The 13,857-nt window shown below is 52.7% G+C and carries 10 protein-coding genes; 4 read left to right on the top strand and 6 right to left on the bottom strand.

Going from position 1 to position 13,857, the window contains the following annotated elements; translation table 11 throughout:
• Nucleotides 1–45: 45 nt before the first annotated feature.
• Nucleotides 46–546 carry a GNAT family N-acetyltransferase gene (locus tag ON072_RS10340; RefSeq protein ID WP_054743804.1) on the bottom strand — a complete coding sequence of 167 codons (501 nt, stop codon included), beginning with the start codon at nucleotides 544–546 and terminating at the stop codon, nucleotides 46–48.
• A gap of 208 nt (nucleotides 547–754) precedes the next feature.
• Between ON072_RS10340 and ON072_RS10335 the strand changes: the two genes are divergently transcribed.
• On the top strand, nucleotides 755–1,816 hold the full coding sequence (locus tag ON072_RS10335) for a DUF3083 family protein (RefSeq protein ID WP_044734279.1): 1,062 nt from the start codon (nucleotides 755–757) through the stop codon (nucleotides 1,814–1,816).
• Nucleotides 1,817–1,912: 96 nt separating this feature from the next.
• Here the strand turns inward: ON072_RS10335 and ON072_RS10330 are convergent, their stop codons facing one another.
• Nucleotides 1,913–2,632: a suppressor of fused domain protein gene (locus ON072_RS10330; protein WP_044734278.1), complete on the bottom strand. Its 720-nt coding sequence runs from the start codon at nucleotides 2,630–2,632 to the stop codon at nucleotides 1,913–1,915.
• A 238-nt stretch (nucleotides 2,633–2,870) separates the two neighbouring features.
• Between ON072_RS10330 and ON072_RS10325 the strand changes: the two genes are divergently transcribed.
• Nucleotides 2,871–5,513 (top strand): SO2930 family diheme c-type cytochrome, encoded by a 2,643-nt coding sequence (locus ON072_RS10325; protein WP_167714757.1) that lies wholly within the window; start codon nucleotides 2,871–2,873, stop codon nucleotides 5,511–5,513.
• A 73-nt stretch (nucleotides 5,514–5,586) separates the two neighbouring features.
• On the opposite strand, the gene ON072_RS10320 is transcribed toward ON072_RS10325, so the two are convergent.
• From ON072_RS10320 to ON072_RS10310, 3 genes are all read right to left on the bottom strand, one after another.
• Entirely contained in the window at nucleotides 5,587–6,597 is a 1,011-nt protein-coding gene (locus ON072_RS10320) for an AraC family transcriptional regulator (RefSeq protein WP_234518400.1), read from the bottom strand.
• Between the two features lie 386 nt (nucleotides 6,598–6,983).
• Nucleotides 6,984–8,006 carry a protease SohB gene (gene sohB, locus ON072_RS10315; protein WP_045283372.1) on the bottom strand — a complete coding sequence of 341 codons (1,023 nt, stop codon included), beginning with the start codon at nucleotides 8,004–8,006 and terminating at the stop codon, nucleotides 6,984–6,986.
• 119 nt (nucleotides 8,007–8,125) lie between these two features.
• Nucleotides 8,126–10,594 (bottom strand): VolA/Pla-1 family phospholipase, encoded by a 2,469-nt coding sequence (locus ON072_RS10310; RefSeq protein ID WP_261752430.1) that lies wholly within the window; start codon nucleotides 10,592–10,594, stop codon nucleotides 8,126–8,128.
• Between the two features lie 261 nt (nucleotides 10,595–10,855).
• Between ON072_RS10310 and ON072_RS10305 the strand changes: the two genes are divergently transcribed.
• Nucleotides 10,856–11,593 carry a YciK family oxidoreductase gene (locus ON072_RS10305; protein WP_039033424.1) on the top strand — a complete coding sequence of 246 codons (738 nt, stop codon included), beginning with the start codon at nucleotides 10,856–10,858 and terminating at the stop codon, nucleotides 11,591–11,593.
• 95 nt (nucleotides 11,594–11,688) lie between these two features.
• The gene (locus ON072_RS10300) at nucleotides 11,689–12,654 is read left to right on the top strand and encodes a M14 family metallopeptidase (RefSeq protein ID WP_123116156.1); all 966 of its coding nucleotides are present in this window, start codon (nucleotides 11,689–11,691) and stop codon (nucleotides 12,652–12,654) included.
• 351 nt (nucleotides 12,655–13,005) lie between these two features.
• Here ON072_RS10300 and ON072_RS10295 read toward each other — a convergent pair whose 3' ends face one another.
• A complete protein-coding gene (locus ON072_RS10295; RefSeq protein WP_025886787.1) occupies nucleotides 13,006–13,542 on the bottom strand; it encodes a TetR/AcrR family transcriptional regulator in 537 nt (178 codons plus the stop codon).
• Between the last annotated feature and the right edge of the window lie 315 nt (nucleotides 13,543–13,857).

The following is a 13,857-nucleotide window of genomic DNA, read 5'->3' as shown; positions in this document are numbered from 1 at the left end:
TAGCAGCCGGACATAATAGCCGCAGGACGACATAGCTAAAAACGACTAAAGGCTGCGGCTGAATACCCTCACCTTGTGCCCCATCAGTTCACTTTCTTCCTGCGGCAGCATTCCCAACTTGAGGGCTATCGCTTCCGAGCCCAGGTTGCCATCCATGATCAGGGCTATCAACTCATTCACGGCGCAAATCGCTTTTATTTCTGGCAATGCATGGCTGGCGGCTTCATAACCCAGTCCCTGGCCCCAGTATTCAGGCAGATATCGGTATCCCAACTCAACCTTGCCGAACTCCGGCAGGAACTTGGGGCCGCAAAAACCTATCACCTTGCCATCGGCCTTATGCTCAACTGCCCAGCGACCATAGCCATACTTGCGGTAGTCGGCCAAAATGACCTTTTCAAGCACCTGAGCGGCCTCTTCAATATCCTTCAATGGCTCGCCGGGAATATACCTCAGCACTTCGGGAGTACTGTTCATGGCAAATAAAGCCTGCTGATCACCATCACGGAACTGTCTCAAAATTAATCTGGGGCTTTCGGTAATCAAGATTAACGACTCCTTGTTATTCAGTTTGTTGCCTTAAGGTTGGCTAAAGTTTATTAATGTTTAATAAATCATAACCATAGATTACACTAGGGCGGGCGCGATAAGTCCATACCCGATCGGATTGAAAGTTGTTTTGTCGCAATAAGATTGCAGTGCAACCCGGCTAGTATGCCCATACCGGCCTGATAACATAAAACAAGGAAAGCGTATGTCCCAGCAAAAAGTCTATATTCCCCTGGCCACCCGTACCAGCCAGTACATCATGGCTGAAATACTGATGACAGATGCGCTGCTCAGCCACTATGCCAGTTACGAAAACTGCTACCGCGAGATCAGCAAGTTGGTATTCCAGTTGGCAGAAAAGGAAGATCTGCACAACATTCATGTGATCGCCAATGACAAACTGCCTGTGGTGCGTTTTCACACCGAGGCCTACTGCTTCCAAACCGCCGAACAGATCCTGTTCTTTTACAACCCGACCTACCATGAAGCCCAGAACCTTTTCTTCCAGCCGGACTACAAGGCCCGCAAGTTAAGACTGCTGTTTTTGGCCACAGGTAAGGAAATTCGCGCCAACGCCGCCAATTTCCACAGCCGGGTCAATGCCGTATTGAATGGGGTGTTGGACAACCTGCCGGAGCAGGAATTAAGGGTCAAAGTCCGTGATCACCAGCACATGGCCTACGATCTCTTCGCCCGCGCCAAGGGGGAGAAAAAGACCTATGGCTACAAGCTCAGGGATATTTATCAGCGCTACAAGTCGCGCAAGTGCAAACTGCCGGAAGATCACAGCTCATTGGCCTATGTCACCGTCAGCCTGCCGCTGAGCCGCCGCCTGAAGCAGAGCGTGCTGGAAGAAGAGCATACCGAAGACTTCAGCCCGCTGTACCAGTTCCTTGAGGACAAGTTCCGCAGCGCGGCGGCCGGCAAGCAATTGCACCGCATCGCCATGGTGGCCAACGGCCTGATGCCTTTGGTTCGCAACAGTAAGTTCGAGAAGGTGGAAAGTACTGCCGAAGCCCAGATGATAGGCTTTGATCCTGCGGCAACCGACACTCAGTTTGTCAGCCATTGGGATGGGCGCAACCTGGTAGAATCGGTGCACTTTTTGCTGGTTGCCGGTAAAGAGGACTACACAGAGCCAGGTTATGGCCGCTATATGAACCAGGTGGAAGCGGCTTTGAAAGACTTTGCCGAAGCCATAGGCTTGGATCCGGAGCGCCGTGAACTGGTGTTGAGATTCCATCAGCACATCAGTTACAAGCGTTAAGACTCAAAAAAGTCGGGCTAGCCTGCACAATGCAGCTCAGCCCGACTTTTTACCTTGTAATTATGAGTGTGCTATGAGTGAGTCCCCGGGGCTCGGTTATTTCCGCCCTGTGACCACATTGATTCTGGCAACATCCACCAGATCGCTCACCTGATATTTGTCGAACAGATCCAACAAGGCATCGCTGCCCTGCTCCAGTTTCAACATCATCTCTTCTTCATAAAGCGGCACCAGGCTATAAAAATTGATGCACTTGTCCTGGTCAATCTCCAGGGTGTGGAAACCCTCATCAACCAGCAGTGACGGCAGAACTATCATGCCGTTTTGACGGGTATTTTCGGCAAAGGCTTCGGCAGGATCACCATTGGGTATTGTGTGTCCCCAGCCCAGCCAGCTGTCGTATTTATGCGGAAAGCGCGCCAAAAACTTAAGCTGCCTTACAGGCCAGTACCACTGTTCATCGCTGAAGGCTTCCTGACTTATCTGCCAATGCGCCGGCAAGGTGATCATCAGCTCCATAAACCTGGGGATATCCGCCTCTTCGGGGGTACTCATAGGCAAGTCACTCATGCCGGAAGTCACCAGAGTATGGAAAGGTCGCTCGTCTGTCGGTGCCACATAATGCACATCAATATGCACAGTATCCGAGATAACTTCATGAAAGACCCAGGTGACTTCACCAATATGGCGCTCAATATGTTCGCTTATCTGGACGATACACTCTTCACCCATAGGCGACTGCCATTCCTTTTCACCATCCGTGTATCTGAAAATGGGATCACCGGAAAGACTGTATTCTTGTTCATCCTTACTCATGCCAACTCCTTTTGATTCTGACGCATGAGGTTTTATCACTGCCGGCGAACTAAATCCAGAATAAATGATGAAAAACAAACTGTTGTTAAAATAGTGTTTACATATGGCGATAACATCTCAATCTGTTATTTGCCGCTACTTGCATTATTTGGCGCTAATTTGGCCGGATTTCACATTGTCAGTCGGGAAATGAATCGGGATCTTGTTAACGGAATAATAACAATAATCAGGAGAGATTATGTTCAACAAGAAAAACCCCCTGACTTTGGCGTTGCTGGCAGCCGGGTTAACCGTGGGACTCATTGCCTGCTCGGATGACGACAATACGTCTCAAACCACTGAACCGCCGGTCGTGACGCCACCGCCGGTAACCAGCCCCTTCCCCGAAGGCGCCATCATGGTTGAAGCCGGAGACAATTTGACAACCCGAATTCAGGAAGCTCTGATCAACGCCCAGAGTGGCGCTGTAATCGTGTTGCCAAAGGGCCGATTTGAGATAGATGCCACCTTGTTGTTTGACGGCGATGTCGACGGTGACGGCAGCTATGCCAGCAATGTCACTGTCATGGGCCATGGCCGCGATGAAACCATTCTCGACTTTGCCAATGCCAACGCCGGTGACGGTATCTTTGTGCAAAACGCCCTCAATATCACCATCAAGGATCTTTCGGTCTATGAAGCCAAAAACAACGGCATCAAGCTGAAAAATACCAATGGCATCATACTGCGCAATGTCTCCGCAGTGTGGGAAGGTGAGCTGGATCAAGGCAATGGCGCCTACGGCCTTTACCCGGTGGAATGCGAGAATATTTTGATTGAAGACAGTTATGTCCGCGGCAGCGCCGATGCCGGTATCTATGTGGGCCAGTCTGAGTACATAGTCGTCAGGCGCAATATCGCCAAGGAAAACGTCGCCGGTATCGAAGTGGAAAACTCGCGCTTTGCCGATGTCTATGACAATGAGGCCATGGGCAATACCGGTGGTATTCTGGTGTTCGACCTTCCCATTGGCAACCACAAGTACGGCTCCAGCGTACGGGTATTCAACAACAAGGTTTATGACAACAATACCCACAACTTCGCCAACGCCTCTGCCAACCCGGCCGGAGTGCATATTGTTCCTCCCGGCACCGGGGTGATCATACTCTCCACCAACGATGTGGAAGTGTTCAACAACCAGATCAGCAACCACGATACCCTGGCGGTCACAGTCTCCAGCTTCTTTATCGCCGAGCCGGATGTCTCCGCCTTTGCCGCCAGCTATGCCCAGCCGGGTCAGGCCATTGAAGATGGCTGGCGCGCCACACCACGCAACATCTATATCCATGACAACCAGATAAGCGGTTTTGCCACCAAGCCCAACGGTTATCTTATCGAGGATATCATCAAGGCCTACATCTACAGCCATGGCCGCTTCCCGGGGATCCTCTACGATGGCCTGGGTGAACTGCTCGCCAACAATGGTACCGGCGCCTATCTCGGCTTTGGTGAACTCCCCTTCAACCCTGACGGCAGTGAAAATGTCTGTGCCAGCAACAATGGAGATGTCAGTATTGGCCAGCTCTACGGCAACAGCAATACCGATGTCAGCATTCCCGATGTCATGTATGAAGCCAAGCAGCAGCAACTGTTGCAATGCTCTTTGGTCAGCCTACCTGTGCATACCGTCACTTTCGGCGAACAGATCTTCGGCTGCGGCGTGGATGATGATACCGAAGGTTGTGACGGTGGCGTGCTGGTCGGCGGTGGCGGTACTATAGGAGAAGGTGAAGGCGGCCTTGAAGGCGATGGCGACCTGTCGCTGTGCAGCGCTCAAGGCTCTGGTGTGAACTGGGATGCTCTGACGGGTGCCAATTGCAGCAGCCTGGCACAATACCGCCTGTTTGCCGACGCCTCTATGCCGGCGGCCATGCCAAACAGTGGCGGGATCCCTTACGATCTCAACACGCCGCTGTTTACCGACTATGCCAGTAAGTATCGCTATGTGTTTGTGCCGGAAGGGAAACAAGCCAACTACAGCAGCAATGAGGCCTTTGACTTCCCGGTAGGCACAGTACTGGTGAAAACATTTGCACTGCCTGCCGATACCGCAACCAGAGGCGTGGACAATGAAACTCTGATTGAAACCCGGTTGTTGATCCACAGAGAGTCGGGTTGGACCGCCCTGCCCTATGTCTGGAATGCCGAGCAAACAGATGCCACTTTGGCCAAGGCCGGTGCCATTCAAGGCAAGAGCGTGGTGCACAAGGGGCAAACCCTGAACTTTGACTACGTTGTCCCGTCAATGAATCAGTGCAAGCAGTGTCATCAGTTCAAGGCCGACAGCGCCAGTCAGGCGGTGTTTATGCCGATTGGTCCCAAGGCCCGCCATCTGAACCGGGACTACCCCTACCAGGATGGCAGCGCCAACCAACTGCTTCATTGGCAAAGCGCAGGTATTCTCAGCGGCCTGCCAACCCTTACCAGCGTCGACAAGGTACCAGCCTACGTGGATGGTGATGAAGCCACTTTGACTCAGCTCAGTGACAGCGAGCTGATGCAAACTGCCAAGGGTTACCTGGATATCAACTGCGCCCACTGCCACAGACCCGAAGGCAATGCCTCCAATACCGGGCTGAAACTGGAATACCAGCGCAGCTATGATGAAGACAACGGCTTCAGCCACGGCACCTGTAAATCGCCTGTCGCCTATGGCGGCGGCACCCTGGGCTACGATGTGGTACCAGGTAATCCGGCCGAGTCCATCATGCATTTCCGGATGCAGAGCAATGAGCCGGGCGACAGAATGCCCGAAATTGGCCGTAGCCTCAGCCACGATGAAGGAGTCGCGCTGATAAGCGAATGGATTAAACGTTTACCGGCAGCCAGCTGCTCCAACTGAAGCTGGAGCCAAGCAGACTGAAAAACGCTTACCGCAATAAGCAAAAGGCCCGGGTTTGAAGACCCGGGCCTTTTTAGTCTTCCTGCCCCAAGCGGCTGAAATAGCCTGGTGGATAACCGAGCCAATGCTTGAAGCTCTGGCGAAAATGACAACTGTCGCTGTATCCCAAACGCTCGGCAATCTCACTCACCGATAGCCGGCCCTCAAGGATCCAGCTCACCGCTCTTTGACACCTTTGCTGATCCACCAGGCGTTGATAGCTGCTGCCGAGGGCCGCCAGCTTGCGCCTCAGGCTGCGACTGCTCATGTGTAACCTGAGTGCCATGGTTTCCAATGGCGGCACAGCGGGAAAGTCGCCATCCAGCTCGGCAATAATCTTTTCAATCAGCGAACTCTGCTGCTGACAGTTTTGGCTGTGATCGGAAAAATGACTCAGATCCACAGCCAGCGCCAGGTAGGATTTATCGAGGCGCCATTCATTGAAGTCACTCTGAAACTCCAGCTGTTTGGTCAGTTTTGCCAATCCCTCAGACGGCATCAAGGTGCCGGTAACACAGATACAGTTAAAGCTGACCTCTTGACCGGTTAACTCCCGCGCCAAACTCAGCAGCGCACCTATGCTGTGAAGAAATTCGCCGCGATAGATTAACGACTCGGCCCGGCCGGTATTGAGCCAGCGCAGGCGGATTTCCCGCTCATCTTCCAGCAGCAACAGATCGGCAAAACTGCCCACCCACTTGGGATGGTTGAGCACAAAATCCAAGCATTCACCGAGATCCCGGCAATCCCCAAGCAAAGGCAACAGAAAGCCCAAGTCGGTTACCTGGGTATTGAGACCAGCCAGCAGGCTGATATCCTCACGTCGACTACGCTGCATGAGAAACGCTATGGTGGCGCTGAGCTGCCAGACCCGCACCAATTGGCACTCCTTGAGTTCATTGATACCCGTGCCTATGTGCCGGCATATCTCTTCGGCAGCCTCGGCTCCCAATTGTGACTGAATAAAACGAATAAGGTTGGCCAGTTCAAAAGCCGGGTACGCCTGATCCCCAACCATCATGTTGGCTCGGTATTTGATCTGCATAGTTATTGTTATCTTTTTGTTAATTCCCCAAGGCTGTTTTAACGTATCCAGCCAGAGAATTAAAGGCGTACTGCATAAAAAGGCCTAAATGCCTCTGTTTATGAATTTTAAAAGCATTAATGTCGGTGTTTTATGCAAAACAACGTCAATTAGCCGCTCGAATTTGTCTGCGCTTGCGGTCGTTTTCTCAAACTCATCCGGAGACAGAAGCAGCCAAGGTCTTAAGCACATTAGGAATGCGTTCGGCCGAGGTAATCCTGTGGCTGAATGGTTTTGGTAGCGACTTGAGTGACGATAACGCCGGCACGGCTTTGCCGGAAGAAATAGTGGCATAAAAAGCCCCGGCGTGCCGGGGTTAGATTAGCGAATGGATTAAACAGCAGGAGTTACATTGGCCGATTCTTCTCGGCCAACTTGTTGTAGCAGGCGTTGAGCATCAAAGAAGCGCTGTGGGCCAACTTGTCGGCCAGTTTCTTGCGCAGCTGATATTTTACCTTGATCACAGTGCGATCCGCGGCCAACTTCAGCAAGAGATCATCACTGGTGCCGACTTCATCTATGAGCCCCAGCTCTATGGCCTGCTGACCATACCAATGTTCACCGGTTGCCACCTTGTCCAGCTCAAGTTGCGGCCGATAACGCCCGACAAAGTCTTTGAACAGCTGATGGGTTTCTTCCAGTTCCTGTTGGAACTTGGCTCTACCCTCATCTGTGTTCTCACCGAACAGCGTCAGGGTGCGCTTGAAATCACCGGCGGTATGCTGCTCATAGTCAATGTCATGCTTCTTCAGCAGCTTGTTAAAGTTCGGCAATTGGGCAACAACACCTATGGAGCCTATGATAGCAAACGGCGCGGCAATAATGCGGTCGGCAACACAGGCCATCATATAACCGCCACTGGCAGCCACCTTATCGACACAGATGGTCAGCGGTAGCCCGGCATTGCGGATCCTGTCCAGTTGGCTGGCCGCCAGGCCATAACCATGAACCATGCCGCCACCACTCTCAACGCTGGCGACTACCTCATCACCTTCCTCGGCAATTGCCAGAATGGCGCTGATCTCTTCCCGCAGTGACGCCACTTCGGCCGCTTCTATGCCACCTTTGAACTCGACGACATACACCTTGGGATCTTTGGCTTCCCCGGCATCAAGCGCCTTGTCGTGGGCCTTTTGCTCGGCCTTGAGCTGTTTCTCATAGGCCTTGAACGCCTTTTTGCCCAAAAGCTCTGCCTTGAGGTGATGCTTGAGCGATTTAAGCTCATCGCTGAGATGCGTCAGTTTCAGCTCGCCCCTGTCACTCTTTTGTTTTACCGCCGATGCCACCACAATTACCACTATGGCACCCACTGCCACCACCAAAGTGATCGCCTTGGCCAGAAATAATCCGTACTCGTATAAAAATTCCACTACAGGGTTCCTTTCACCGCGAGAAAGCACACAAAATCGCGCTATTCTAGCAGCCCTTGCATAGATAAAAAAACCCGGCATTTCGCCGGGTTTGTTACAAAAAACATATGAGTAACCGCTTAGCCACCGCAGCTTTGCAGAACGGACGAGTCGGTCACCAAAATGCTGGCACCATCTTTACCGGCAGAAGAGGCAAAAATAGACACCTGAGACTGCATTTCTGCTGTCGCCTGAGCCGCCATGCCATCGGTCACGCCCGGTACTTCGGATGGGTCGATGAGTGAGCTGTGATGCCCCTTGGCAAAGCGCACAGCGCCGCCACCGGCACTGGTCTGATCGACGCAGTTAAGCCCCAGAGTCGCAATCAAAGGCTCAGTGCCGGACAGCGGGAAGCCCGCGACAGTACCAGGCAGAACCTGATCGCCCTTGTTACCAGCGCCATCACCGACGATTTCCACCAGATGCACCGGCAAACCCGTGGCCTTGAGCATGGCAGTCTGGTTGATAGGATCGGCTGACTCTATCCCGGTCTGCACCGCAAAGGCGAAGGTAGGGATAAATTCGGCGTATACCTCCTGAACCAGTGCCTCATATTCGGCCGAACCCGGCTGATATCCTTGTTTATTGGCCGCGTCCACCAAGGCCTTGAAGGTATCGGAAGCCGTCACATTGGCAAACAACAGAGGTGCAAAGGTGGCTGAACCGGCGAAAGAACCCGCCAGGCCGCCGCTAGGTGCCACCAAAGATGCGCCCTTGATGCCATAGTAGTTGGGCAAGGCTGTGCCGGATGCAGGGTCTTTCAAACCTGTGCTGGCATAGGTCGCGAAGTTGGTGCCGACAATGGCTCCAAGGCTAAGCCCCTGAGCGGTTATCTGGTTATTGTCAAACACCTGAGGCGCGCCCATTTCGGCCAGTTGCGCCGACATACCTGTTATCGCGGCTCTAAGCGCCAGATGATCCATGGTCGCCTGACGGAAGTTATCCCGTACCGACAGCGTGCTTTCTATGTTGACAAATACCAGCGGATTGCCATTTTGGAAGGCATCCGGCTTGCCGACAACATTGCCATAGGCAGCACCTGAGGCCGACACTTCATAGATGCCGTCACCATTTGCATCGAATGAACGGGCACCGTGCAGCGGCATATCTATGGCCACTGTAGCCACACCGGCAGCGGCATAACTACCGGCATAGGCCAGCGACATCTCTTTGCCGCCACCCAGACCATGCAGCGCTATCGTGGTAGGCCAGCCACTGGTTGGTGGCGTGAAAGGCAAGCCCTGGCTGGCATAAAATGCCGCAAGCTTAGTGGCGTTGGGCATGGAGATCAGCACAGGCACAGTTTCGTAGTTGCGAATCGCCGGAATGGGATTAAAGCGGGTCAGGTGCTTGGTGGCATCGGCCGCACTGTCATCATCCAGTTTCCACGCTTTGCCGGCCAACAAGGAAGGATTGGCCAGTGCAGCGGCGGGATCTATGTTGTAAGCCATCGCCTGGGCGGCAAAGTTCTCCTGGCTCAGAGTACCGGCCTGCAGCGCCAGCAACACAGATACCGGGCTGTCGCCCTGGGCCTGCCAATAGCCGTTAATGCCGTCACAGCTTGCCGATGAACAAGTGCCGTAAACCGGTACTTCAATGGCCGCAGTGTAGACATCGGCCAAATCCGCCAATACATAGGCTATGCCGTCAGCAGGAGTAAGCCCAGCTGCCATCGCCACTGTATAGCCGGCTGGAGTCGGAGTTTGCAACCACTTGGGCGCATAGGGTGAGCCGGGTTGCAGCATCAGCAGCTTGGTGGTTTCATAAACATCGGCCACCGACTGGGTGGTAAACAGGCCTGAATAGGTAATGCTTTCCTTGTCGACGCCATGAGCCGCCGCCATGCCCTTCTCATAACTGTTTACCAGAGTTTGCAGCATCAATTGATCGGCGGTTTCCAGCGGCGCTGTGTCGATATCCAGTTTCAACAGGCCATAGGTGTAGGAAGGCGCTATCGGGCGCTCGGCCGAATCCATGATGAGTTTAGTGGTGGCATAGATATAAGACTGAGCTGGCTTAAGTGGTTTCAGTGGAACAATGACAATCTTGTTGCCGGACGCTTGAGTGATAAAGTCTTCCCCCCAAACCAGCTCTTCACCCACTTCACAGGCAGAAACCGAAGGCTTGGCCTGGCACTCTGCTTGGGAAGAAAGCGGGCCGCCGCTGACGGCTTCAAACATTCTCACCGCTCCAGGCTGGGCCACGGAAGATGCCAGCAGGCTCAGGGTATTGCCGCTGTTATCTTTGGAAGGTGCAATATCTATGGTTATCGGTTGCGTGGTTGACCAGCCATCCAGCGCGCCCAGCGCCAGCTGCGGATTGGTATAGTCACCGGAGGCTTCTCCGGGAATATTCAAGGTACCGTCTGTGGTGCCGTTGAGCAGTAGGTCGTTTGGCAAGGGAACTTCAGCTTTGGCAGGATCAAACACCAAATGGGACTCAGGGATGAGCGGCTCTGTCTTATCCTTAAGTTCGTTATAGCTGTCTTCACCACATGCTGTCAGTCCAAGTGCAGATGCGATTGCAACACCCAAAATGAGTCTTTTCATCTTTTTTCCCCAAATCTTGTTGTAATAATTTTGTTTTCCCCAAGAAATTGGTCACAATACCCCAGACACTGTGACCAGAGGAGCTGAAATCAGTCCTCAGCTCGTCTCAAGTTAACGTAAAAATATTGAGTTAGCTACATTTTTGTCACAGTTGCACGCAACGAAAAGTAACAATGAACAGTCATTTGTTTTAAACAGATGTATACCGCTGTAGTGAGTCGAGTATTGGCGGGCTTTAGCGCGAAGAGGAAACAACTCCCCATGTTGGAATATCAAGCAGCAAAAGATCTTCTCAAGGGCAAAACTATTCTGGTAACCGGTGCCGGCGACGGCATTGGCAAAACCGCAGCCAAGACCTATGCCGCCCATGGCGCCACAGTGATCCTGCTGGGCAAAACGGTCAAGAAGCTAGAAGCCGTTTACGATGAAATTGAAGCCGCCGGTGGCCCGACTCCAGCGATTGTGCCTCTGGATCTCAAGGGCGCCAGCGAACAAAACTACCGCGACATGGCCGAAACCATAGAGCAGCAATTCGGCAAGCTCGATGGCCTGCTGCATAATGCCAGCCTATTGGGCGCTTTGGGGCCATTTGAACATATTGATATTCAGTCACTGGAAGATCTGCTCAAGGTCAATGTGGTGGCGGAAGTCATGATGACCAAGGCACTGTTGCCTGTGATGCGCAAGGCCGAGCACGCCTCAATTATTTTTACCTCCAGCAGTGTTGGCCGTAAGGGCCGCGCTTACTGGGGCCCATATGCCTTCTCCAAGTTTGCTACCGAAGGCATGATGCAGGTGCTGGCTCATGAATGTGAAGGCACTCAGGTGCGCGCCAACAGTATCAATCCGGGAGCAACCCGCACCGGCATGCGCGCCAAGGCTTATCCGGCAGAGAACCCTCTGGATCTCAAGACGCCAGAGCAGATAATGCCCGTTTATCTATATCTGATGGGCGACGACAGCCTGCAGGAAAACGGTCAGGCCTTTAACGCCCAGTAGTATTTTCCTCAAGAATAAACGCAGTCCAATGGGCTGCGTTTTGCTATTCATACGCCATTCATACACGTTTTATAAAAGAAGTAAGGAGGCAATCCATGAGTCAAGAATACCCTATAGGCACTCCAGGTACTCCCTGGGGAGAGGCCGAAAAATCCGCCTGGCGCGCCACCCAAAACATCAAACGCAGCTACCGTGAGCAGGTGCTCGACAAGATCTATGCCCTCAAGACAGCTTTTGAATGCCGCCGGTACGGCGCCTTAAGTTATGACCCGGAACGTTATCCCCTGCTCGCCCTGCAGAGTAAATCGCCACAGGCAGATAAGCCCTGGGTATTGGTCACTGGCGGGATCCACGGTTATGAAACCAGTGGCGTTCAAGGTGCGCTGCAGTTTCTTGAGCAGGAAGCCGAACGTTATCAAGCAGATTTCAATCTCCTGGTCGTCCCCTGTGTCAGCCCTTGGGGATACGAAGTCATCAACCGTTGGAATCCTTTGGCTATCGATCCCAACCGTTCCTTCTTTGAACCCAGCCCGGCAGAAGAGTCTGCCGCATTGATGGCTCTGGTTGCTAGCCACGGCGCCCCTTTCCTGGCTCATATCGATCTGCATGAAACCACAGACACGGATGAAACCGAGTTTCGCCCGGCGCTGGCGGCCCGCGATGGCAAAATCATAGCTCCCGGCGAGATCCCGGACGGTTTTTATGTGGTAGATGATGAAGCCATGCCGCAACCTGAATTCCAACGAGCCATTATCGAAGCGGTCGCCAAAGTGACCCATATCGCTCCGGCCGACAAAGACGGCAATATCATCGGCTCTCCTGTGGTCGACCACGGCGTTATCCGTTATCCGCTCAAGCAGCTTGGTCTATGTGCCTCGGTTACCAATGCCCCATACACCTGCACCACAGAAGTCTACCCGGACAGCCCGCAAGCAAGCGATGAACAGTGCAATGCCGCCCAGGTAGCCGCGGTTTGTGGCGCGCTGGATTATCTAAGGAAGGTGCGAATAAGTCCTCGTGGCACTCTGGCTTGCACAGCAATTGGCGTTCAAGGCATCTGACTGAAGGCATGCCGGGGCCTATCGAAGTCGGATAACACTAAGAGCCGGTTGCTGTGAAAGCCCCGAAGGGCGTGGCTTACAGGCCTGCCTGCTGTGTTGTGCTTCTTGCAAAGGACTAGGGCCATTTGCTGCGAACCACGCCTTGCATCCAGGCCCTTAAGCCGACGCAGAGCACACATGGGACTTGTTCGCACCTTCCCTAAAGCTAACCCGGAATTAAGTTTTCAGGATTGAAGCTTGAGCCTTGAAACTTAAGTCTTGAGGCTCAAATAACTAGACCCGGCACTAAGCTTTGTGCCCCAGTGCCGGGTCTTAATTAACTTATTTTCCTCGCCTTTTGGCGATGTGACCTCACAGCAACGCCAGTTTGGCACTAAGACGCTTCACCATGGTATCTGCATCGGGATTCGGCACATTCAACCCTTCAACCAAGGTCATAAAATAGCAATCCATCATAATGGTTGCCCTCACTGCATCATACTGAGGCGCACCGGTAAACAGCAGCTCTTTGAACTGGCGGATCTGCTCATCAAAGAAAGCTCCTTGCCAAATTAAGCCTTGCAGCAAGGTTTTACTGAACTCCACATGCTGCAAATAGAATCCGTATAAATGCCTGGCATAATGCTGCATCTTCAACTTAGGCTGCTCAAAGTCATCGCTGCTCTGCGCCTCGCTGATAACCCCGGCGATAAGCTCCAACATCAACGCCTTCAACAACTCTTCTTTATTGCTGAAGTGGCTAAACAAGGTGCCATTGGCAATCCCAGCTGCTTTGGCAATATCGCGGGTCGATGTCGCTTCAAAACCTTGCTCGATAAACAGCTCCCATGCGCATTGGCAGATGCGCTCGCGGGTTTGGCGTTTTTTAGGGGTCATATCTGCAGTCAAAAGTGAACCTTTTACTTGTAATTGAGCGTGCTCAATAAATATAATGAGCGCGCTCAATTTTATTTATACCAAGGTAAATCACATGAAATCAGTCGTTAAGATTCTAACACTCGCAGTAGGCTATGTCTTATACATCCCCTTTATCTGCTTCTATTCGTATATCTTGGGGCCGATACTGAAAGCCGTCCTGATACCCGGTGGACTAGTGCTTATTGCGCTTATGATGAGCCCCAAGGCGGCCTGGCAGGAGTGGAATAGTGCTGACCTTTCCCCGAGATTAGTACCAATCTCTTGATGAGATTTTCCAGCTTATGC

Source organism: Shewanella sp. K8, assembly GCF_028823715.1.
In the GTDB taxonomy this organism is placed as follows: Bacteria; Pseudomonadota; Gammaproteobacteria; order Enterobacterales; family Shewanellaceae; genus Shewanella; species Shewanella algae.
This window is presented reverse-complemented; position numbering and strand designations above follow the sequence as displayed.

Excerpts from the sequence above, each read along its gene's own strand:
- ON072_RS10335 (WP_044734279.1), top strand. The coding sequence starts at position 755 with ATGTCCCAGCAAAAAGTCTATATTCCCCTGGCCACCCGTACCAGCCAG.
- ON072_RS10330 (WP_044734278.1), bottom strand. The coding sequence starts at position 2,632 with ATGAGTAAGGATGAACAAGAATACAGTCTTTCCGGTGATCCCATTTTC.
- ON072_RS10325 (WP_167714757.1), top strand. The coding sequence starts at position 2,871 with ATGTTCAACAAGAAAAACCCCCTGACTTTGGCGTTGCTGGCAGCCGGG.
- ON072_RS10320 (WP_234518400.1), bottom strand. The coding sequence starts at position 6,597 with ATGCAGATCAAATACCGAGCCAACATGATGGTTGGGGATCAGGCGTAC.
- ON072_RS10310 (WP_261752430.1), bottom strand. The coding sequence starts at position 10,594 with ATGAAAAGACTCATTTTGGGTGTTGCAATCGCATCTGCACTTGGACTG.
- ON072_RS10305 (WP_039033424.1), top strand. The coding sequence starts at position 10,856 with ATGTTGGAATATCAAGCAGCAAAAGATCTTCTCAAGGGCAAAACTATT.
- ON072_RS10300 (WP_123116156.1), top strand. The coding sequence starts at position 11,689 with ATGAGTCAAGAATACCCTATAGGCACTCCAGGTACTCCCTGGGGAGAG.